The 20,581-nt window shown below is 66.7% G+C and carries 16 protein-coding genes and 2 pseudogenes; 5 read left to right on the top strand and 13 right to left on the bottom strand.

What is annotated here, in order from left to right:
• Nucleotides 1-86: 86 nt before the first annotated feature.
• Together G6N45_RS15815 and G6N45_RS15810 are read left to right on the top strand one after the other, a co-directional pair.
• On the top strand, nt 87-293 hold the full coding sequence (locus tag G6N45_RS15815) for an excalibur calcium-binding domain-containing protein (protein WP_163723136.1): 207 nt from the start codon (nt 87-89) through the stop codon (nt 291-293).
• Nucleotides 271-657, top strand: coding sequence for a hypothetical protein (locus G6N45_RS15810; RefSeq protein ID WP_163723135.1), 387 nt, complete (start codon nt 271-273; stop codon nt 655-657). Before G6N45_RS15815 ends, G6N45_RS15810 begins: the two co-directional genes overlap by 23 nt.
• 876 nt (nt 658-1,533) lie before the next feature.
• On the opposite strand, the gene G6N45_RS15805 is transcribed toward G6N45_RS15810, so the two are convergent.
• From G6N45_RS15805 to G6N45_RS15765, 9 genes and pseudogenes are all read right to left on the bottom strand, one after another.
• Nucleotides 1,534-2,145: a hypothetical protein gene (locus tag G6N45_RS15805; RefSeq protein WP_163723134.1), complete on the bottom strand. Its 612-nt coding sequence runs from the start codon at nt 2,143-2,145 to the stop codon at nt 1,534-1,536.
• Nucleotides 2,146-2,161: 16 nt separating this feature from the next.
• Nucleotides 2,162-2,347: a helix-turn-helix domain-containing protein gene (locus tag G6N45_RS28405; protein WP_407664339.1), complete on the bottom strand. Its 186-nt coding sequence runs from the start codon at nt 2,345-2,347 to the stop codon at nt 2,162-2,164.
• Between the two features lie 514 nt (nt 2,348-2,861).
• Nucleotides 2,862-3,080, bottom strand: a complete 219-nt coding sequence (locus G6N45_RS15795) for a hypothetical protein (RefSeq protein WP_163723132.1) — start codon at nt 3,078-3,080, stop codon at nt 2,862-2,864.
• Between the two features lie 124 nt (nt 3,081-3,204).
• Nucleotides 3,205-5,643, bottom strand: a complete 2,439-nt coding sequence (locus G6N45_RS15790; protein ID WP_163723131.1) for a phage/plasmid primase, P4 family — start codon at nt 5,641-5,643, stop codon at nt 3,205-3,207.
• Complete coding sequence (locus G6N45_RS15785; RefSeq protein WP_163723130.1) at nt 5,640-5,879, bottom strand: hypothetical protein; 240 nt, start codon at nt 5,877-5,879, stop codon at nt 5,640-5,642. The genes G6N45_RS15790 and G6N45_RS15785 overlap by 4 nt, the downstream gene beginning before the upstream one ends.
• 98 nt (nt 5,880-5,977) lie before the next feature.
• Nucleotides 5,978-7,396 carry a recombinase family protein gene (locus G6N45_RS15780; RefSeq protein WP_163723129.1) on the bottom strand — a complete coding sequence of 473 codons (1,419 nt, stop codon included), beginning with the start codon at nt 7,394-7,396 and terminating at the stop codon, nt 5,978-5,980.
• Nucleotides 7,397-7,427: 31 nt separating this feature from the next.
• A pseudogene (locus G6N45_RS15775) lies at nt 7,428-8,318 on the bottom strand (DUF222 domain-containing protein); the annotation flags it as partial.
• Nucleotides 8,319-8,348: 30 nt separating this feature from the next.
• The gene (locus tag G6N45_RS15770) at nt 8,349-12,299 is read right to left on the bottom strand and encodes a bifunctional nitrate reductase/sulfite reductase flavoprotein subunit alpha (RefSeq protein ID WP_163723127.1); all 3,951 of its coding nucleotides are present in this window, start codon (nt 12,297-12,299) and stop codon (nt 8,349-8,351) included.
• Nucleotides 12,296-13,702: a NarK family nitrate/nitrite MFS transporter gene (locus G6N45_RS15765; RefSeq protein WP_163723126.1), complete on the bottom strand. Its 1,407-nt coding sequence runs from the start codon at nt 13,700-13,702 to the stop codon at nt 12,296-12,298. The genes G6N45_RS15770 and G6N45_RS15765 overlap by 4 nt, the downstream gene beginning before the upstream one ends.
• A gap of 229 nt (nt 13,703-13,931) precedes the next feature.
• On the opposite strand from G6N45_RS15765, the gene G6N45_RS15760 reads away from it, so the two are divergent.
• The 3 genes and pseudogenes from G6N45_RS15760 (at nt 13,932) to G6N45_RS15750 (ending at nt 17,093) form a co-directional block, all read left to right on the top strand.
• On the top strand, nt 13,932-14,285 hold the full coding sequence (locus G6N45_RS15760; RefSeq protein WP_057148655.1) for a hypothetical protein: 354 nt from the start codon (nt 13,932-13,934) through the stop codon (nt 14,283-14,285).
• 2 nt (nt 14,286-14,287) lie between these two features.
• Nucleotides 14,288-16,755, top strand: a pseudogene (gene nirB / locus G6N45_RS15755) (nitrite reductase large subunit NirB).
• Nucleotides 16,752-17,093, top strand: coding sequence for a Rieske (2Fe-2S) protein (locus G6N45_RS15750; protein ID WP_163723125.1), 342 nt, complete (start codon nt 16,752-16,754; stop codon nt 17,091-17,093). The pseudogene nirB and the gene G6N45_RS15750 overlap by 4 nt, the downstream one beginning before the upstream one ends.
• Here the strand turns inward: G6N45_RS15750 and G6N45_RS15745 are convergent.
• From G6N45_RS15745 to G6N45_RS15730, 4 genes are read right to left on the bottom strand one after another with little or no spacing between them, the layout of a single operon-like run.
• Nucleotides 17,074-17,466, bottom strand: coding sequence for a universal stress protein (locus G6N45_RS15745; protein ID WP_163723124.1), 393 nt, complete (start codon nt 17,464-17,466; stop codon nt 17,074-17,076). The two genes, G6N45_RS15750 and G6N45_RS15745, sit on opposite strands and share 20 nt — an antisense overlap.
• Nucleotides 17,463-19,004 carry a tripartite tricarboxylate transporter permease gene (locus G6N45_RS15740; RefSeq protein WP_163723123.1) on the bottom strand — a complete coding sequence of 514 codons (1,542 nt, stop codon included), beginning with the start codon at nt 19,002-19,004 and terminating at the stop codon, nt 17,463-17,465. The genes G6N45_RS15745 and G6N45_RS15740 overlap by 4 nt, the downstream gene beginning before the upstream one ends.
• The gene (locus G6N45_RS15735; RefSeq protein ID WP_163723122.1) at nt 19,005-19,529 is read right to left on the bottom strand and encodes a tripartite tricarboxylate transporter TctB family protein; all 525 of its coding nucleotides are present in this window, start codon (nt 19,527-19,529) and stop codon (nt 19,005-19,007) included.
• The gene (locus G6N45_RS15730; RefSeq protein ID WP_163723121.1) at nt 19,526-20,515 is read right to left on the bottom strand and encodes a Bug family tripartite tricarboxylate transporter substrate binding protein; all 990 of its coding nucleotides are present in this window, start codon (nt 20,513-20,515) and stop codon (nt 19,526-19,528) included. The genes G6N45_RS15735 and G6N45_RS15730 overlap by 4 nt, the downstream gene beginning before the upstream one ends.
• Between the last annotated feature and the right edge of the window lie 66 nt (nt 20,516-20,581).

Here is a 20,581-nt window from a genome sequence, read left to right as displayed (position 1 = left end):
ACTACAGCAAACTTGTGATCTTGGTGCGCGCGGGTTTATTCTTCGGTGGGGTTGGGGGAACTTCACCCTTATCCGGGGGGCCATACATGATTCATAAGTCACTACTCATCGCTTCTGTCATCTGCGCACTTCCGCTCGGGGGGGCTGCCACGGCTAACGCGCAGCCAGGATCGACGCCGTTCGCCAACTGCACCCAGGCGCGTGCAAACGGCCAAACGGACATACCTTCCTCGTCGCCGTACTACGGCCCGTGGTTGGACAAGGACCACGATGGCATCGGCTGCGAGAGCTGAGTTGCTCGCGAAATCCATCGCTGTTGCGGCTGGCACATCGGCGCTGTCCGCGCTGGCACTGACGGGTGGCCTCGCGCACGCGGATGGCCCGCGTGGCGAGCAGCAGTACATCCAGGCGACTTCCCACCTGCCGATGTACGTGATGCCGGATCGCGTCTTGTCGGACGAAAAGATCCTTGCCGGAGGCTATCGGGCGTGCGAAGTCATGGATCAGTTTCCCAAGGAGCCGTTCACGGCTGCGGTGGTGTACTTCCACGGCGGGAACACGGTCGATAACAGGATCACCGACGATGGTTGGCGTTTCATGACCTACGCCTCGATGTATCTCTGCGAGCGCCACGCACGCATGTACGTCGGCGACTAAAGAAGGGACGACGTTGTGAAGATATTTGGCATCGCGGCCACCATCCTGGCCCTAGGCGTATTTAGTGCGCCCACGGCTGCCGCGGATCAGTACATCGCTTTCGGGGTGAACGAGACGGCATGCAAGGCAGCGGCGCGGCAAGCCAATGCCATGGCTGCGCCAGGCGCAAGCCGTTCGTTCTGTTACGAAACGGGACCCGGTCACTACACGCTGTTCTACGGCGACTAACTCGTGATTGCCAAGCTCCTTGTTGCGGCGGCGGTAGCGGCCTGCGCGGTGACGATGGCCCCCCAGGCGGCGGCTGATCACGAGACTGTTGGCGGCGGCACCTTCACAGTTAGCAATAGCGCCACACCTTGCACCGCTTTCGAAGTCAGAGGGAAGTTCTACAGAGCATGTCCAGGACAGCAGGTCATGGTGCCCTCGGACACCAAATACATCACCGTCCCTCTGGGTACGGCCTCATGGGTAGCGTGCGAAACCTACGCCCCAAATGGTCTGTTGTTTGAGCAAGACGACGAGCAACTTGCCGAAGTGCCCGAAAAGCAACAGTATTGGGCCGAGAAAGGGTGGGGTCCCTACGAGCCCATGGCCATATGTCAAATGTGGTGATCCGACCAGCCGCCTTTTAATTGTCCAAGGGGACTGATGCACCTTGGCCGTCATTCGGCGACGCCAGCCGGGTAGGTGGCTGCGCCCTATGCGGGTCGGCCCTGCCTCGACGAGCTATTACTCGAAGCGTCCTTCTTGCGATTGGGTAGTGGGTTCCCCTGCGCGAAGCGTGGCGACCGCCAGTATGAGGTATAGCCGTTGCTAAGCAGCCGATTACGGTCCCTTCAGCGGAACGTAACCAACGAAACCGGCGGGTCGGGTCTGTTACCAGTTGGTTGGTCCCATGCCGGGTGCGTGGACCTCTGCCGCCTTCTGCAAGACTGGTTCTGTTGCACCACTGAGCTCTCCGGGATTTTGCACTCTGAAGACCGCACTTTCGGCCAGGTTGGTGAGGCGGCCAGCCGCGGTGTCGATGAGCAAGTCAAGTGCGCCGCTCTTGCCTGCCTCTCTCGCGTAATCCCGCGCGACCTCGATCCATCCTCGTCGAAAGGCAGTTTCTGCCACGGCACCGGCCAAGGACTCGTCCCCACGTTGGTTGGCACGCTGCAGCATCGCCCTCGCATCGTCAGCGGTCTCGAGTTGGGCGGCTCGGTCTTGAGCGTCTCGGTGGGCAATGACCGCGGATGCCTGGACGTCGGTCAAGTCTCCGAACACAATCTTGTGCAGGTTGTGGCTTCGCGCTTTGCGTTCCGCCGCGAAGTCTGACCGCATCTTGTCGACACGGGCGCGCGCGGCCAGAACGACTTTCGCGAGTTCCGCTTTCCGGCCAGCATCGCTAAGAGACCGGTTGCGCCGTATGGCGTCTAGTTGTTCGTCGAGTTGACGTTGTACCGAGGCAACTGCTGCCCTCTTGCCGTCGAAGTCGCTGATTTGCATTACATACTCCCTGTATTCAGGCCAGCGCCTGGGTGATCTGAATGTCGTTGCTGTGGAGCAGCCATCGACCGCCGTGCTTGGTCGCCGGAAGGTGACCGGCGGCAATACGTTTCCGTACTGCCCTGTCGGTGACACTCAGTTGCCTCGCGGCCTCGGCAGTTGTCACCCACGTCTCCAAGTCTCTAGAACTAGTAGGCCACATGGCAGATTCAGTTCCGAATCCGGAACGGTGGCGGAGCGCAGCGACGTGGACTGCCGCCAGTACCGAATACGCCTCCGGGTCAGTCCCACGGAGAAGGATTCGCCTATCACTCAACACTCCCGCCTTGTCTTCGAGCCAGGCGGCAATTCGAGGGGGGACCACGACGGACCCGTCGGGAGTCAGATGTCGACCGATCCGCACATCCCAGCCCACCTCGCAGCCCTCGCGGGAGGGACCAATGAAGGCGCTCATCTTAAGCTCCCGGACTTTTCTGGAATTGAATCGGTGATGCTCCCCGGCGATGACGCCGCCGAGCCGTCTGGAGTCGATGCTGGCCGCCCAGTCGGCGTGCACGGGGCGCGGGCCGGACATCTGCCACAGAGCGCTGTGGCGGCGGCGATGCCTTGCGGCGTCTCGTCGTCGAACACCTCAACGTGGCGAGTGCACACCGCCCCGGGGAGCAGGGGTGTGTTCCTGGCGAGTGCTGTGAGCAGCTCGCCGACGGCGAGTCCGTTCACCAGAACCTCACCCCGTATCCGCGGTCGCGCTGGAACGCCGCGAACCACGGGCACGTGTCGTCGTGCCGGACGACCGCCTCGTACACGCTGGGCTCAAGCTCGATGCTTTCGACCTCGGAGCCGCAGTCGGGGCAGGAGGTCACCCGCCGGATGTCGGCGGGGGTCAGGGTGAGGCGACGGCCCGGGCCACTGGCCCGGCGGTTCCGGCGGTTCACGGCTTCGACCTGTCTACTGCCGCGGGGGGACGCTTGCGCGTATTGCGCGTATTCCTCGTCAGTTTCTTACGCGGGCGCGTGCATAGAAAGTAATGAACATTGTGCGCAATGCGCGCAGACAGGCTCATGTAACGTCCTCTATCTGCGACTTCAGGCAGATTGTCCGCCGCAGCCGGTCGTGGGTGTTCGTCTCTGCGGGATAGCCTTTCGCGTCGAGTGCGCGCCCAAACGCGATGCGGCTGCCCGCCGCTGAGCCGTCCGCCGACGCCCACCGCTCCCACCGTTCGAAGAGTGCCTGGGTGGTGACCGCCGACTGGGCACCGCCGACATCGCACTCATCTTCGATGAACCGTCCCACCGCATCGGAGTCGTTGCGGTACCCGTCTGTGGCGACCAGGACGCCGTCCGGCTCGGCGAGCCCACCGCGCTGCCGATACTCCTTCCAACCCTCGATGATCCATGCGAGCACCGCGTCGGCCTCGGCGCGAAGGTGGTCCTTGAGGTTCTTGTCCTGTTCGGCGTCGGGGATCTGAACGGTGAACGGGATGACCCGAATCCGCCGCCACACCGCCGGGGTGTCGTCATCGATGCGGGGCAGATGGTTGGTCGCCAGCATCATCAGATGCGACGGGGTGTAGGAGAAAAAGTCTTGCCGCATGAATCGGGCCTTGATGGTGTCCCCACCGGTCAGCCATTTCACCAGCGCGATGTTGAAGCGACGGTGCTGCTCGGTTTCGCAGACGCTGACGAACCGGCGGCCCATCAGGTCGGCGACGCCTGTGGGGTGGGCGTCGCCACGCTTGTCCATCAGCAGGGTGGGTTCGGCGGTCATCGCATAATCGCCCAACGCGAACGTGACCGCTTCGATGGCGGTGGTCTTCCCGTTAGCGCCGCCCCCGGTGATGATGGGCAGGATCTGCTTGTCGCCGTTGACTTCCCCGATCAGCGACAGGCCGCACAGACGCTGCAGGTAGTCGCGGACTTCCTCGTCGGGCAGCACCGTGGCGAGGAACGACGTCCAAGTCGTGGTGCTGCAGTTGCCGGCCGGCGTCGGGGCATAAGCAGCTACGGCGATCTTGGTGATGCGGTCGGCCGGATCGTGCCGCCGCATGTCCATCGTCCGCAAGTCCAGGGTGCCGTTGGCACAGTTGAACAAGTAGGGGTCGGCATCGAGCACGTCCACGGTGACCGAGAACGTCTTCAGCGCAGCGGCCTCGGTGAGGATGCCGGTAATCGCCGACGCGCTCTCGTACCGGGCGATCTGCCGGAGCCGCTTCTGCTCCTCCTCATCAGGCAGTTTGAGCATTTTGATGATTCGGCGGTCGCGCTTGATTACGGCGTGAACCGCCCGGCGTGCCTGCCCGTCCCCGTCGGGTGCCCACCGCTTACCGTCCCAACGGTGCCACCCGATCTTGTTGACGTAGAGCAACTTCCCCGCGTACTGCGCGCCCATCTTGACCGCCATCCCGAGGTGGCCGGAATGCTTCTCGGTGTCCCACTGACCCGCGTCGGGGCGAGGCTTGTCGGCGGGCTGCTCGGGGATGTCGTCGCCCTGGCCCGGCGGGTATCGATGGAAAACGTCGCGCAGTTTGCCCTTGCCCTCATCCCAGGTGACCGGGTAGGGGCAGTCGGCGCTGTGGTACGTCGCTTCGGGGATCTGGCCGGTGGGCTGTTCGCAGAGCAGCCACCGCTGATGGAACACCGGCTCCGCCTCGTGGTAGTCCAGGCCGGTCTTGCGGAGCCGACCCGCGTAGGCGATGAGCGCATTGTGGCGCTTCGGGTACCCGATTTTGGCGACGTTGGCGTCGCTGGTGTTCGCGTCCCAGGAGGAGCCCTGATCGCGATGATGGTGCGGCTTTTCCTCGCTGGTGCCCGCGAGGAGGATCTCGGCAACCTCGTCGGGCAGGTTGGCCACCGGCAACCCGTTGCCGACGTAGGCGGCACCGGAGGCGTGGTGTGACCCTTCGCCGATGGCGTAGCCGCCGTCACCACGGACATCAATCTTGAAGTCCGTCATGGCCTTTGCGCTGTTGCCGATCCGTCGTACAGCGTGGTTCCACCTGTAGTACCGGTGCTCACCGCGACCGGTGGTCACGGTGTAGGTGTCGGGCAGGTTGATGCCGTAGGTGACTGTCCAGCGATTCAGTTCCCCGGCCTGATCCTCATCGAGGATGACGAGTCCGCTTGGGCCGCAGGCGATGCCGGTGTTGGCGAGGCCGCCGTGCATGTCCCATTCGAGATCGATCATCTTCGGGGTGGGCACAATTGCCCATGTTCCGAACTTCACGGCGGGATGCTTGCCGCGTATCCCGTCGCAGGGGGTCGCGGGTCCGTGTTTGCCGATGCAGATCGGCTGGTCGGGGTGGTCGGTCGGGAACGCATGGAACCCGCACTCATGGAGATGGTGAGCGATCTCGACTGGCGACATGTCAGGGTCGATCCGCGGCACCGTGAGGGCGGTAGGATCTTGGTCATCGGCTGTGGCGGTCGTGGTGGTGGCCTCGGAATTCGTTCCGGGGTCGCCGTCTTCTTCGGGCGGCCCCTCGCCGCTGTCGAAGGTCATGCGGCGTCGCCGCTTCCGCGGGATGATCCGGTCAGCAGGATGGCGGCGATGTCCTGGCGCTGCTGATCGGTCAGCGGTGCCCAGTCGTCGACGATCTTCTTGGCCCGCTCGCGCAGCATCGCGTTGCGAAGGTCGTCCTGGGCCTGGGTGAGTTCGGGATCATCGGACCCGCGGTCACGCGACAGTGCGGCGACGCGGGCGCGGTGATGGCGGGCTTCGTGTGAGAGGACAGGCAACGCCGTCTCCTTTTATTCAGGGGACGGGCCTGTTAGTAGCTATAGCTTAGAGCAGTTTTCGTCTTAAAGCAGGACCCTTGTGCCGAAGTTCGTCCCGATCACGACGGAAACAGCGGGGTGATGTCGATGCACTCCGGCTTGAAGTAGCGGCCCCGCGGCGACGGGTTCACCGTCACCGTGCAGACCCGGTCGATGATCTTGCCCTTCATGTCGGGAGACATTGCAGTCCAACGTGTTTCGATCATCTCCGGTCCATCCTTGAGCAGTTCAGCGACCGGGTTGCGACGGGCCTGCTCGGCGAGCACGGTGTCGATGCTGCTGATCTTGGCGCTGATCTTCGCCGACTCGCGCCGCACCGCGGGGCCGTCGAGCACCCCGTCGGTGAATAGGGTCGCCAGTTCGTCCTTGCTCTCCACCAGGGCGGTCCGGCGGGCATGCAGTTCGTTCAGATCGACGGCGTCGCGGCGATCAGCCAGGATCGCCGCCAGCTTGGTGTCGTCACGAAGATGGGACAGCACAACGGCTTCCACGTAGGCGTCCAGCTCGGGCTGGCTGCGCGAGAGGTGTGCCGCCGCGGTGCATCGGTAGCACGAAAAGCTGCGCCCGTCGGCGTGGGTGGACATGGTGTGCTGCAGCGGTGCCCCGCAGCGCCCACACAGATACCGGAACGACCCAATGTATTTGCGTTCGTAGGAGATGCGGGTGCCGCGGTCTGAGTCGCGCAACACCGCGGACAGCCCGTGATGGGTGTCGACGTCGATGATGGCGGGCCAGTCGCCGGGGCCGACCACCGCGCCACGGTAGGACCGCAGCGCGGCATACCGCGGATTGAGCAGTAACCGCTTGATCCGCGTGGAGTTCCACGCCGCCCTGCGGGTAGAGGCGACACCGGAATCGTTCCAGCGTCGAGCGATGGCCTTCAGCGACATCCCCGCGAGCACATCAGTGGCGGCCTGCCGGATCATCGCCGCCTCGGATTCCAGAAGCTTCGCGTCCTCGGTGTAGCCGAACACCCGGTGCGAGGACCACCAGCCACCGGCCTGGGCGCGCTGGACGTTGGCGCGGCGCTGCCTCTCGGCCTTGTGCTCGGACTCCATCCGGCTGACGCTACCGAGGATGCGGGCCATGGCCTTGCCGGTGGCGTGCGACAGGTCGAGGTCGCCGCCGTTGACGGTGCGGATCGGCACCCCGGCCAGCTCGCATACTTCGATGATCCGCTCCATGTCTTTGATGGAGCGATACAGGCGATCGGTGTGCCAGCACACTAGGACGTCGTACTGGCCGCGCTTGAGCGCGTCGAGCATCGCCTCGAAGTCGGGCCGCACTGCGCCGGAATACGCCGAGATGTCGTTGTCGGTGTAGACGTGCGCGACGGTCCAGCCGTTGCGGTCGACCAGGGCGCGGCAGTCCTCCTCCTGGCGGGCAACGCCCATCCCTTCATCGTCGCTGGGTTCGGCGTCGACACCGCCTTTCTTGGCGGCGTCGTGGGAGATGCGGGTGTAAATGCAGGCGTCCATAGCCATCAATCTTACAGCGTTTTTAGTGGACGACCATGACCGCCACCGGCAACCCGTTCAACTGGCCGAGATCGCCGCTCATCAGGGCGATGCGGCCGATGGCGAGCAGCGCGTCGTGTTGGCGTTGGGCCAGGCTGCGGTGATCGGCCTCGATCTGGGCCTGGCTGGGGGTGCCCGAGATGCACGGTTCGGGATCGTCGGGGTTGCACATACCCGGGGCGGCGTACTTGGCGAACAGCACCTCGAACACCGCCCACGCCTCCGGGGTCAACCGCGCTTGCAGGTCGGTCATCGCATCGCGGCGCTGCTTGCCCTTCGTCACCCCACGCGTGCGGGCACGCTCGGTGTCATCGGGTTCGGGGCCGTCCTGATCGAGCAGGAACAGGGTGAGGTCGGCGGCGTTCTCGACGTCTTTGGGTCCGGCCCCGACCGCGGTGCGCACCAGATCGACCTCGAACTGCTCCCGGGTCACCGCATCGACGAAACCGGGCAGCTTCGCCACCGACTTGCGGATCACCTCGACATGCTCGGCGTTGATCAACCCCTGGGCCTGGGCGACCGAGGTGGCATGCAGGACCGGCGGCAGCGGCGGCCCGGTCACCGGCTGGCGCGGCGCCAGCAGCGCGGCGTCGCCCAGGCGGCGATGCGCCTCGGCGGTGGAGATCCGCCACCGGATCGCCAGCACGTCTTTCCAGTTCTTGGCGCCCATCTGCTGCGGCGTGGTCTCGACCTGCAGCCGGGCCAGCAGCCGGTGGCGCAGCGCGGGCAGCCGGCACCACACGGTCTCCAGCTCGTCGAGCACCTCGACCAACTCGGTGCCGGTGGCCAGGTCCGAGTCGCAGCCAGCCAGGGTGTCGACAGCATCCACCAGCGCCGCCACCGCGGCCTGCAGATCCGTCCCCGACATACTTCGAACATACATTCGACCACCGACAAAAACGGGACGCCGAGATCAGTAGACGTCACGCACGTAGCGCTTGTCCCCCACCAGTTCTCGCTTGTACGCCCGCGCGGCCTCCTCGTTCATCCCGCCGTGGGTACGGATGATCGCCGTCAGCGCGTCGTCGACGTCCTTGGCCATCCGGGTGGCGTCCCCGCAGACGTAGAGGTGCGCCCCGTCCTCGAGCCAGCGCCAGACGTCGGCGCCGTAGTCGAGCATCTTGTGCTGCACATACACCCGCTGGTCCTGATCGCGGGAGAACGCCAGATCCAGCCGGTTGAGGAAGCCGTCGTCGACCATGTCGAGCAGATCGTCGCGGTAGTAGAAATTCTGCGCGCGGTGCCGATCGCCGAAGAACAACCAGTTGGGGCCGGTGTGGCCCAGCGCCCGGCGCTCCTGGAGAAAGGCTCGGAACGGCGCGATGCCGGTCCCCGGCCCGACCATGATCATCGGCGTCGCCGTGTCCTGAGGCGGGCGGAAGTGCGGCGAGCGCTGCAGGAACACCGACACCGGGGTGCCGTCGGGCAGATCGGCCAGATACGCCGAGCCGACCCCGCCGCGCGGGCTGCCGTCCGCCCCGCGGTAGCGCACCACCGACACGGTCAGCTGTACCTCGTGCGGGCTCACCAACGGGCTCGACGAGATCGAGTACTGCCGCGGGGTCAGCCGCACCAGCACCTCCTGCCACAGCTCCACGTCGGCGCGCACACCGAACTCGGCCACCAGGTCCAGCCCGTTGCGGTTCACCAGCCATCTGTCCAGCGCGGCGCGGTCCCGGCGCAGGCGCCTGACCGCCGCCGCATCCGGGCAGCGCTCGGCGACGAAGCTCACCAGATTCGAGCTCACCTTGCAGATGTCGTAGTGCCCGACCAGCGCCTCCCGCAACGACATCCGGCGACCGTCGACGACGACTTCCTCGCTGCCCGTGAATCCTGTTGCCGACAGCCACTTCTCGACGACGAAGGCGGAATTGGCGACGAAGACGCCGAGCGAGTCGCCGGCGGCATACGTGACGTCGTGTGCGCTGAGGTCGAACCCGAACTGCCGTACCTCTTTGGCCGCGTCGCCCGGGGTGAGCCGGACGTTGCGGCACAGCGGAGCCGAAACCGGCTGCGCCCGGGTGAAGATCGCCGGCGCGGTCGGAGCGGTATCGGCCGGCGCAGTATCGGCCGGCGCCGTGGCCATCACCTCGGCGACCGAATCCGCCCACCGCGCCATCGGTTCGTCGTCGTAGGCCTCGCAGTCGGCCCGGTCGAGCACCCGGGTCGCCCCCAGGTCGGCGAGCCGGGCGTCCAGCGATTTGGCGTGCCCGCAGAAGTTGTCGTATGAGCGGTCGCCGAGGCCGAGCACCGTGTAGCGCACGCCGTCCAGCGTGGGCGCATTCGGTGACGCCAGCCGCTCCCAGAAGCCGGCGCCGTTATCCGGTGGTCCGCCGTCACCGAATGTGCTCGTGACGATCACCACGTCGCCCGCGGTGGCCAGGTCGGCGGGATCGACATCGTCCATCGCCGACAGCCGCCCTGCCGAGAGGCGCCTGCCCAGCGAGGCGGCGAACTCCTCGGCGGTGCCGGTCTGCGACGCCCACAACACCAGCGGGCCCGCCGTTGCGGGTTCGTCGGGGGCGCGCGAGTATCGCCCGGCCAGCAGGCCGTCCATGTACACCCGGGTGCGCGCACTCACCGGCGCGTCCGCGGGCAGGAGGGGTACGCCCGGGCGCCCCTGCTCGATGCCGGCGAAAAAGCCCTGCAGATAGAGATTCTCGTGTTCGGTGAGGTCAGGGGCGGCGACCGGCATCGGCCGCAGCGCCACGGCGCAGACCTTGAACTCGGGTTGCAGAGAGTCGGGGTCGACGGCGTCGTTGGTCAGCGCATTGACCGTCAGATGCTCACCGTGTTCGTCGTTCCAGTGGAACGGCACCCAGGTGTTGCCCGGCCGCACCCGGTCGGTGACCACGGCGGGCAGAACGACCCGGCCCCGCCGCGACACCACCTCGACGTCACGGCCGTCGGTGATGTCGAGCGCCGCGGCGTCGTCGGGGTGGACCTCGACGAACGGACCGGGGTTGAGCTTGTTGAGCTTGTCCACCTTTCCGGTCTTGGTCATCGTGTGCCACTGGTGTTGCAGGCGACCGGTGTTGAGGACCATGGGGTAGTCGTCGTCGGGGAGTTCGGCCGCGTCGAGATGCGGCCGGGGCAGGAAGACCGCGCGCCGGGACGGGGTGGCGAACGCCAACCGCGGCCGGCGCCCTTCGGCGTCGGTGAACAGCGTCTGGGAGACACCGTCGTTGAGGTAGCGGATCGGGTTGCGGTCGGATGACCCGACGAGGCTGTCCTGCGGCGGGCAGGGCCACTGCACCGGCGCCCCGCGCAGTCGCTCGTAGCTGATGCCGCGCAGGTCGTATCCGTTGCGCGGGTTGGCGAACCGGCGGATCTCGTCGAAGATCTCCTCGCTCGACTTGTAGTCGAAGGCGTCACCGAAGCCGAGATGGCGCGCCACGCCGCAGATCAGTTCCCAATCCGGGCGCGCGTCGCCTGCCGGCGGGATGGATTGAGCGAGCAGCGTGAGCGTGCGATCGGAGTTGACCATCACCGCGTCCGCCTCGGCCCACAGCGTGGCGGGCAGGACGATGTCGGCGTAGCGGGTGGTAGCCGTGTCGGCATAGGCGTCCTGGGCGATCACCAGCTCGGCGGCGCGCAGACCCGCCACCACGGTGTCCCGATTCGCCATGCTGGCAATCGGATTGGTGCAGATGATCCACACCGCCTTGATCTCCCCCGCGGCGAGCCGGTGGAACATCTCGACGGTGCCGGGGCCTGCGGCGCTGCGGACTGTGCCGGGTTCGACATCCCACTGCGCCTCGACGAACGACCGGTCCTCGGCTGAGAACACCACCCGCTGCCCCGGCAGGCCGGGGCCCATGTAGCCCATCTCGCGACCGCCCATCGCGTTGGGCTGCCCGGTCAGCGACATCGGCCCGCTACCGGGCCGGCAGATCGCGCCGGTGGCCAGGTGCAGATTGCAGATCGCGTTGGTGCTCCAGGTGCCGTGGGTGCTCTGGTTGAGCCCCATCGTCCACAGGGTCATCCACTCCCCTGCATCGGCGATCATCGCGGCCGCGGCGCGGATGTCGGCTTCCGCGAGTCCGGTGATCGCGGCGACCCGGTCGGCCGGATAGTCGGCCAGGAACTGCGGCATCACCTCCCAGCCCTCGGTGTGTTCGTCGATGAACTCCTCGTCGATGGCGCCGTTCTCGACGAGCAGATGCAGGATGCCGTTGAGCAGCGCCAGATCGGTGCCGGGCCGGATCTGCAGGTACAGGTCGGCCTTGTCCGCGGTCGTGGTGCGGCGGGGGTCGACGACGATCAGTCTGGCCCCGGCCTTGAGCCGGTCAGCCATCCGCAGGAACAGGATGGGGTGGCAGTCCGCCATGTTGGAGCCGATGACGAAGAACAGGTCCGTGCAATCGAAGTCGGTGTAGGAGCCCGGCGGTCCGTCGGCACCGAAGGACTGCTTGTACCCCGTGCCCGCACTGGCCATGCAGAGCCGCGAATTGGATTCCAGGTGCAGGGTTCGCAGATAACCCTTGGCGAGTTTGGTTGCCAGGTATTGCGATTCGATCGACATCTGCCCGGACACATACAGTGCCACCGCGTCCGGTCCGTGTTCGTCGACGATGGCACGTAGTCGCCGGCCGGCCTCGGCGAGCGCATCGTCGACGTCGGCGGCCACCGGGTCGGCGTCGCGGGACGGTCGCAGCAGTGCCGTCGTCAACCGACCGTCGGTGGCGGCCATCATCTCCGCGTGCGTCGCGCCCTTGGTGCACAACCGTCCCGCGTTGGTGGGGTGCAGCTTGTCCCCGGTGACCCTGGCGATCACCGGCGCACCCGTGGCGGGGTCGGTGCGGGTCTGGACTGAGATCCCGCACCCGACCCCGCAGTACGAGCAGGCGGTCCGGGTGGTCACACCCCGGCCTGCCCCATCCGGGTGCTCTTGCGCAGGTAGAAGAACCACGTGACGCCGAGCAACACGATGAAGAACATCACGTAGAACCACAGCGCCGGCTTGATGTTGCCGAACTGCGAGTTCGACCACGCGTACGCCAGCGGCACGATGAAGCCGCCGAACGCCCCGACCGAGGAGATGATGCCGAGGGCGCCTGCCGCCTGACGACGCATGTACACCATCGTCTCCGGCGACCCGCCGGCGTCCTCACCCTTGATCTTGAAGATCTTGGAGATCATGCGGTACGTCGAACCGTTGCCGATCCCGGTGGAGACGAACAGCAGCATGAAGCTGATGAAGAACACGGGCATGTTCTTGGCCTGCACGGACCAGAGCGCGATCGCGGCGCCTACCGCGAGCATCGCGAAGCTCAGCGCCGTGATGCGTGCGCCGCCGATGCGGTCAGACAGCCAGCCGCCGAAAGGCCTTGCGATCGAGCCGATCCCGGCCCCGATGAACGCCCACGTCAGCGCGATGTCCGCACGACCGAAGACAGCTTTCAGCAAGGTCGGAAACGCCGAGGAGTACCCGATGAACGAGCCGAAGGTGCCGATGTACAGCAGCGACATCACCCAGGTGTCGGCGTGGCGCAGGGACTGCCATACGGGCCTGACGTCAGCCTTGGCCTCGCTGAGATTGTTCATGAACAGGAACGCGCACACCGCCGCAGCGACGGCGAACGGCACGTAGAACAGACCCGCCAGCGACAGCGTCACACCGGCGCCGATCGTCACGACGATCGGGACGACCTTCTGCGCGACCGCCACACCGACGTTGCCGCCTGCCGCGTTCAGCCCCAGCGCCCAGCCCTTTTCCTTCTCCGGGTAAAAGAACGAGATGTTGGCCATCGAGGAGGCGAAATTGCCGCCGCCGAAACCGGCTGTCGCGGCGACGAGCAGAAGCAGCGGGTACGGAATGTCCGGGTTGCTGACCGCCCACGCCAGCAGCAGGCACGGGATGACGAGCAGCAGAGCGGAGACCACGGTCCAGTTGCGCCCACCGAACACCGGCACCGCGAAGGTGTACGGCAATCGCAGGAACGCTCCGACCCCGCTGGGCACCGCGACCAACCACAGCGCCTGCGAGGTCGTCAGCGCGAAGCCCGACGCGGCGGGGACGCCGCCCGGTCCCGCGGTCATCTGAACGACGACGATGCTCCAGAGCAGCCAGACCGAGAAGCCGATGTGTTCGGCGAAGATCGAGAAGGTCAGATTGCGGCGGGCGATCGGCTTACCGACCGTCGACCAGAATTCAGGGTCTTCCGGCCGCCAATCGTCGATCCAGTGCTTGCCCCGGTGGGTTCGCGCGGTATCGGGCGGCGCTACGGCGACTGCCTGCGTCGAGTCGCTGTCGGTGACGGTCATAATTTCTCCTGGCTGGATGGTCCGGGACTCACATCGGTGCTGTTCGCGGTTGTTCTGAAGTCAACTGCCAGGCCATTCCGCCTCCGTTGCGCCATGGTGTCGGCGTTGAAAACTCGACCTCACACGGCCTGCCGGCTCACCGTGAGGCGATGCCCGGTGTGATCAGGGAGATCCACGTGTGACTCCGCGGTGAAACGACCCGGAAACACGCTGCTCCTAGCTTGCAGTGATGACCGACGGAAGCAGTCCCCGTTTCCTGCAAGGCGCTTTCGCGTTCGACGGCCGCGGCTACGACAAACCGGTGCCCCTCGACGACGCGCTGCGGTACGTGGTGCCCGCCGGTGCCACCGCGCAGCCGGTCTACTTTCGCGGCGGCAACTCGACCAAGCAGATGATCAGCGTGATCCTCTACCGCGACGGTGCGCCGATGCGCTACTTCCCGATCGCCGCCAAGGGCGCCACCCATGTCGCGCTGCGGGTGGTGGAGGATCTGCTCGCCGACACCGTGCTCGAGTTGTACGTGGCCGCACCCGACGGGCTGAGCGGATCGGTGATCGTCGATCTCGGCCTGGTGGAGGTCTGACCGTGGCGCAGCGCCTGGTGGTCGTCGGCAACGGGATGGCCGGTGTCCGCGCGCTCGAGGAGATCCTGGCCCGCGGCGGCGGCGAGCAGTTTCAGATCACCGTGTTCGGCGACGAGCCCTACGGCAACTACAACCGCATCTTGTTGTCGAATGTGCTTGCCGGATCGGATGATCCGACACAGATCTACCTCAACGCGCTGGACTGGTACGCCGACAACGACATCGACCTACGGGCCGGGGTGCGTGTGGTCCGTCTCGACACGTTCGCGCATCTGGTGCATGCCGACGACGGCAGCACACTGCACTACGACAAACTCATCCTCGCCACCGGCAGCCGCTCCTTCTTCCCCCCGATGACGGGGCTGTGGGCGGACGACAAGACCTTGGCCGACGGCGTGTTCGGGTTCCGCACCCTCGACGACACCGCGGCGATGATCGCCGAGGCGGGCACCCGCAGCAAGGCCGTCGTCATCGGTGGCGGACTGCTGGGCCTTGAGGCCGCACGCGGCCTGCAGAACCGCGGCCTGACGGTCGACGTCGTCCATGCCGGCCCCACGCTGATGAACGCGCAGCTCGACGATCCTGCGGGATCCATCCTGCGAAAGTCGGTGGAGTCTTTGGGTATCGGCGTCCACACCGACAAACGCACCACCGAGGTGATCGTCACCGACGGCCGGTTGAGCCGGATCCGGTTCTCCGACGGCTCCCAATTGGACTGCGACATGCTGGTGATCGCCGCGGGCATCCGGCCCAATGTCGGCCTGGCCCAGAGGGCCGGGCTGACCGTCGAGCGTGCCATCGTCACCGACGACCACATGCGCTCGGTGGACGACGACGACGTCTACGTCGTCGGTGAATGCGCCCAGCACCGCGGCCAGGTGTACGGACTGGTGGCGCCGCTGTGGGAGCAGGCCAAGGTGCTGGCCGACCACCTCACCGGTGCGGATCTGACGTCGTCCTATCACGGTTCCCGGGTCGCCACGAAGCTGAAGGTGGCCGGTGTCGACGTCGCGTCGATGGGCGTCAAGGCACCCGAGCATCCCGACGACGAGTTCGTGCAGTACAGCGAACCCAAGCACGGTGTCTACAAGACGGTGGTGATCCGCGACGGCAAGCTCGTGGGCGCCACCCTCGTCGGCGACGTCTCGAAGGTGTCGTTCCTGACCCAGGCGTTCGACAGTGGCCTGCCGCTGCCCGACGAGCGGGTGGCGCTGATGTTCGACATCGGCACCCCGGAGGTCGGGATCGGCGTCGGCGAACTGGCCGACGACGCGCAGGTGTGCAACTGCAACGGCGTGTCCAAGGGCACGCTGGTGGCGTGCGTGCAGGACGGCGAGACGTCGGTCGCCGGTGTGATGGCGAAAACCAAGGCGGGCAAAGGGTGCGGCTCCTGCAAGGAGCTGGTGTGCCAGGTGGTCGAATGGGCGGCCGGCGGCGCGGTCACCGAGGATCCGTCGGCGTCCTGGTATGTGCCTGGCATCCCCTATGACAAGCCGACGCTGATGCACCACATCCGGGAGCTCGAATTGCATTCGGTGTCGTCGGTGTTCGCCGCGCTGGCACCCGACGGCAGGGAGGACGCCGGGTCGAAGATGGCCTTGGCGTCACTGCTGGACATGATGTGGGCCGACGAGTTCGTCGACGAGCGCGACGCCCGGTTCATCAACGACCGGGTGCACGCCAACATCCAGCGCGACGGCACGTTCTCGGTGGTGCCGCAGATGAAGGGCGGCGTCACCGATGCCGCCCAGCTGCGCAAGATCGCCGACGTCGCCGAGAAGTACGAGATCCCGATGATCAAGCTGACCGGCGGGCAGCGCATCGACCTGCTCGGGGTGCGCAAGGAGGATCTCCCCGCGGTGTGGGCGGATCTCGACATGCCGTCGGGCTACGCTACGGCAAGAGCTTCCGCACCGTGAAAACCTGTGTGGGCAGCGACTTCTGCCGCTACGGCGTCGGTGATTCCACCGCGCTGGGCATCGCGATCGAGGAGCGCTACCAGGGATTGGCGAGCCCGGCGAAGATGAAGCTGGCCGTCACCGGGTGCCCGCGCAACTGTGCCGAGGCGCTGTGCAAGGACCTCGGCGTGGTCGCGGTGGACGGTGGCCGCTGGGAGGTCTACGTCGGCGGCGCGGCCGGCGCCCACATCCGCAAGGGCGATCTGCTGGCCACGGTGGACTCCGCCGACGAGGTGATCACGCTGACCGGCCGCTTCCTGCAGTACTACCGCGAGAGCGCGAATTGGCTGGAGCGGACGTACAAGTGGGTGCCGCGGGTCGGGATCGAGCACCTGCGAGCGGTGCTGATCGACGATGCCGACGACGCCTTCCTCGCCGGGCTGGACGCCCGGATGCAGAAGTCGGTTGACGCGTACTGGGATCCGTGGCGTGACGGCGCGGAACCTCGGACCCCGGGACAGTTCCGGTCGTCGCTGCCGCTGCTGCCGCTCCCCCGGGTGCCGGTGCGATGAGCGATCTGGGCGTGAGCATCGACGTCGGACCGGTCGACCTGGTGCCCCCCGGCGAGGGCCGTACGTTCGCGGTGGACGGCACTCAGGTGGCGGTCTTCCGGCTCCGCGACGGGTCGCTGCGTGCGATCGACGCCGTCTGCCCGCACCGAGGCGGACCGCTCGCCGACGGGCTGACCGATGACTGCGTGGTGGTGTGCCCGCTGCACGGCCACACCTTCGACATGGCTTCCGGCAGTGAGACATCCGGCGCCGACCTGTCGGTGCGCAGCTACCCGGTCGAGGTGGTCGACGGCGCCATCCGCGTCACGTTCTGGCCCGTCACTCCTCCGGCGGTTTGACCGCCAGCACCGGCTTCGGGCACTCGAGGATCAGCTTCTGCGCGACACTGCCCAGCAGCAGCTTGCCGACCGGGCTGCGGTGCCGGATACCGACCACCAGCAGCTGCGCGTCGTCACGGTTCATCGCGGTCAGCAGTTCCTCGGCGGCGTCGACCCCCACCGGCTGGGCGAGTTCGTAGGCGACCCCGCATTCGGCGAGCCGGGCCTCGACGTCGTGCACCTCGTCCTGTCCGGCGAAGCGGGAGTCGACGTACGACTCGCCCGACGTCGCGTTGATGACGTAGAGATCGGTGCCTCGCAGCGTCGCCTCGGCGATACCGTGCTCGAGGGCGGCGTGGCCGAACTGATCCGCGGTGTATCCCACAACAATCACGAGTGCGCCGCCTTCTCTCTCTGGTCCTTGTCGTCCTCGACCACCAGCAGCGTCTCCTCGCTACGGTGCATCAGCCGCAGCACCAGCGGCGCCAGCAGCAGCAGTGCCATCAGCACGTAGGTGACGATCGCGACCGGCTCGGTGAACAGGTTGCTCCAGTCACCGCCCCCGAGCTGCAGGCTCTGGCGCAGTTGCCGCTCGATGCGCGGCCCGAGGATCACCCCGATGATGAGAGGCAGCACCGGTAACCCGAAGCGCCGCATCATCAGACCCATCAAGCCGAACACCAGCAGCAGCACCAGGTCCAGCGGTTGCAGGTTCACCGCGAACGCACCGAGCGTGGCGAAGAACAGGATGCCGGCGTACAGGTAGGGCCGCGGCGTGCGCAGCAGCTTCGCCCACAGCGGCGCCAACGGCAGGTTCAGCACCAACAGCAGGAAGTTGCCGATGAACAGGCTCGCGATCAACGTCCAGATCAGCAGCGGTTCCTTCTCGAACAGCGTGGGGCCGGGCTGGATGCCGTAGGACACGAACGCGGTCAGGATCACCGCGGCGGTGGCGTTGGTCGGCAGCCCCAGCGACAGCATGGGCACCAATGTGCCTGCCGCGGAGGCGTTGTTGGCGGCCTCCGGACCGGCGACACCTTCGATGGCGCCCTTGCCGAACTCCTCGGGATGCTTGGACAGCTTCTTCTCGGTGATGTAGCTGAGGAACGTCGGCAGCTCGGCGCCGCCGGCAGGCAGCGCGCCGAAGGGGAATCCGAATGCGGTGCCGCGCAGCCACGGCTTCCACGACCGTCGGAAGTCCTGCTTGCTCATCCACGGCCGACCAACGGGGATGACGTCGGCCGGCCGGCGGCGCAGGTGGGCGGCCACCCACAGTGCCTCGCCGACGGCGAACACCGCGACCGCGATCACGACGATGTCGATGCCGTCACTGAGCAGCGGGATGCCGAACGTGGCGCGCGGCTGACCGGTCAGCGAGTCGATGCCGACGATGCCGATCGCCAGGCCCAGCAGCAGCGAGATCAGCCCGCGCATCTTCGACGAGCCGAGCACCGCGGTGACGGCGACGAGCGCGAACAGCATGATCGCGAGGTAGGACGGAGCACCGAGTGTCACGGCGAACCGGGAGATCGCCGGCGCGAACGCGGCCAGCAGCGCGGTGCCGATCGCCCCGGCGACGAAGGATCCGATGGCCGCGGTGGCGAGCGCCTGCGCGGCGCGGCCGGCCTTGGCCATCTTGTTGCCCTCGATCGCGGTGATCACCGACGAGGACTCACCCGGGGTGTTCAGCAGGATCGACGTGGTGGAACCGCCGTACATGCCGCCGTAGAAGATGCCCGCGAACATGATGAACGCCGCGCTGGGGCTAACGTTGTAGGTGATCGGCAACAGCAGCGCCACGGTCATGGCGGGCCCGATGCCCGGCAGGACGCCGACCGCGGTGCCCAGCAGCACACCGATCACGGCGTAGAGCAGGTTCATCGGGGTGGCGGCCTCGGCGAACCCCTGCATCAACCAGTCGAAGTTCTCCATTTACAGAATCCCATCCAGAATGCCTGCGGGCAGCGGGATCCCGAGCCCGGAGTAGAACGCATAGAACGTCCCGAGCGCGAGTACGGCGCCGATCGCGATGTTGCGGACGTAGTGCCGGCTGCCCAGCACCGTGGCGCAGCCGGCGAAGAACAGGGCGCCGGCGATCGCCCAGCCGAGCGGCTCCACGAGCACGATCAGCAGCACGAACAACCCGACGAGCAGGCCGACGGTGCGCCAGTCGCTCGGCATGTCGGGGTCGATGTCCTCCCCCGCGTCCGCCTCGCCGCGCAGACCGCGCGGGATCGCGACGGCCAGCACGACGGCCATCACCAACAGCCCGACGCCGATCGCGATCGGGAACAGCCGGGGCCCGACGGGATCCACCTCGGCGTAGCCGCCGGGCATCGACACGCCGTCGTAGATCAGGAACGCGCCGACGATCACCATCACCGCGCAGACGACGTACTGCGCGTAGTCCGGACGGACCGCAGCGCGCGGCCCCTGAGTCTCCCGTGTGTCGCTCATACCAGCCCCAGATCCGTCAGCGTCGTCTCCACGCGCCGATCCTGTGCCTCGAGGAACTCCTCGAACGGTTGACCGGTCATGAAGGCGTCGCTCCAGCCGTTCTTCACCAGCGCCTCCTTCCACGCCTCGGTGGCGTGCAGTTCCTCGAGCACCTTGACCATCGCGGCCCGGTCCTCCTCCGAGATACCCGGCGGCGCAAGCACTCCGCGCCAGTTGGTGAAGATCAGGTCGATGCCGGCCTCCTTCAGCGTCGGGGCGTCGACCCCTTCGACGCGCTTGTCGCCCGAGACGGCCAGCACCCGCACCTGGCCCGACTCGATCTGGTCGACGTACTCACCGAGCCCGGAGGTGCCTGCGGCGATCTTGTTGCCCAGCAGCGCGGTCAGCAGGTCGCCGCCGCCGTCGTAGGACACGAAGTTGACCTTCGTCGGATCGACGCCGACCGCCTTGGCGGTCTCCATCGGGAACAGGTGGTCGGGTCCGCCGGGGCTGGAGCCGCCGCCGAGGGTGACCTTGGCGGGGTCGGCCTTCCAGGCGGCGACGAAGTCGGCGACCGTCTTGAACGGCGAATCGGCCGGCACGAGGATGCCTTCCTGCTCCTCGACCATCTTGGCCAGGGCAGTGGCGTCGGAGGCGCGGGCCTTGGAGCCGTTGGTGAACGTCGCGCCCACCACGCCGAGGCCCATCATCATCATGAGGTCGCCGTTGCCCTTCTCGTTCATCAGGCGTGCCATGGCGACCGTGCCGCCTGCGCCGATGACGTTGAAGACCTCGACGCGTCCGGTGATCTTGTCGTCTTCCATGATCTTGACCGCGGTGCGGGCGGTGAGGTCGTAGCCACCACCCGGGCTGTTGGGCACCATCATGCGCAGACGATGCAATCCCGTGTCCTCGCCGCGAGTGACTCCGCATGCCGAGAGCAGCAGCGCGGCGACCACGACGAGCAGCAGACCGATGCTCGGTCCACGGCTGCCGGATGTGAACATGTCGTCCCCAATCACTTGTGATGCTCAGCAATACTGGACCCCGGCAGTGACTCAGGTCACCCATAA

This window comes from Mycolicibacterium psychrotolerans (assembly GCF_010729305.1).
Lineage (GTDB): Bacteria > Actinomycetota > Actinomycetes > Mycobacteriales > Mycobacteriaceae > Mycobacterium > Mycobacterium psychrotolerans.
Note: the sequence above shows the minus strand (reverse complement) of the source record. Positions and strands in the feature narration are given on the sequence as shown.

Excerpts from the sequence above, each read along its gene's own strand:
- G6N45_RS15765 (WP_163723126.1), bottom strand. The coding sequence starts at position 13,702 with ATGACCGTCACCGACAGCGACTCGACGCAGGCAGTCGCCGTAGCGCCG.
- G6N45_RS15730 (WP_163723121.1), bottom strand. The coding sequence starts at position 20,515 with ATGTTCACATCCGGCAGCCGTGGACCGAGCATCGGTCTGCTGCTCGTC.
- G6N45_RS15810 (WP_163723135.1), top strand. The coding sequence starts at position 271 with ATGGCATCGGCTGCGAGAGCTGAGTTGCTCGCGAAATCCATCGCTGTT.
- G6N45_RS15735 (WP_163723122.1), bottom strand. The coding sequence starts at position 19,529 with ATGAGCGACACACGGGAGACTCAGGGGCCGCGCGCTGCGGTCCGTCCG.
- G6N45_RS15750 (WP_163723125.1), top strand. The coding sequence starts at position 16,752 with ATGAGCGATCTGGGCGTGAGCATCGACGTCGGACCGGTCGACCTGGTG.
- G6N45_RS15790 (WP_163723131.1), bottom strand. The coding sequence starts at position 5,643 with ATGACCTTCGACAGCGGCGAGGGGCCGCCCGAAGAAGACGGCGACCCC.
- G6N45_RS15805 (WP_163723134.1), bottom strand. The coding sequence starts at position 2,145 with ATGCAAATCAGCGACTTCGACGGCAAGAGGGCAGCAGTTGCCTCGGTA.
- G6N45_RS15815 (WP_163723136.1), top strand. The coding sequence starts at position 87 with ATGATTCATAAGTCACTACTCATCGCTTCTGTCATCTGCGCACTTCCG.
- G6N45_RS15740 (WP_163723123.1), bottom strand. The coding sequence starts at position 19,004 with ATGGAGAACTTCGACTGGTTGATGCAGGGGTTCGCCGAGGCCGCCACC.
- G6N45_RS15780 (WP_163723129.1), bottom strand. The coding sequence starts at position 7,396 with ATGGACGCCTGCATTTACACCCGCATCTCCCACGACGCCGCCAAGAAA.
- G6N45_RS15760 (WP_057148655.1), top strand. The coding sequence starts at position 13,932 with ATGACCGACGGAAGCAGTCCCCGTTTCCTGCAAGGCGCTTTCGCGTTC.
- G6N45_RS28405 (WP_407664339.1), bottom strand. The coding sequence starts at position 2,347 with ATGTGGCCTACTAGTTCTAGAGACTTGGAGACGTGGGTGACAACTGCC.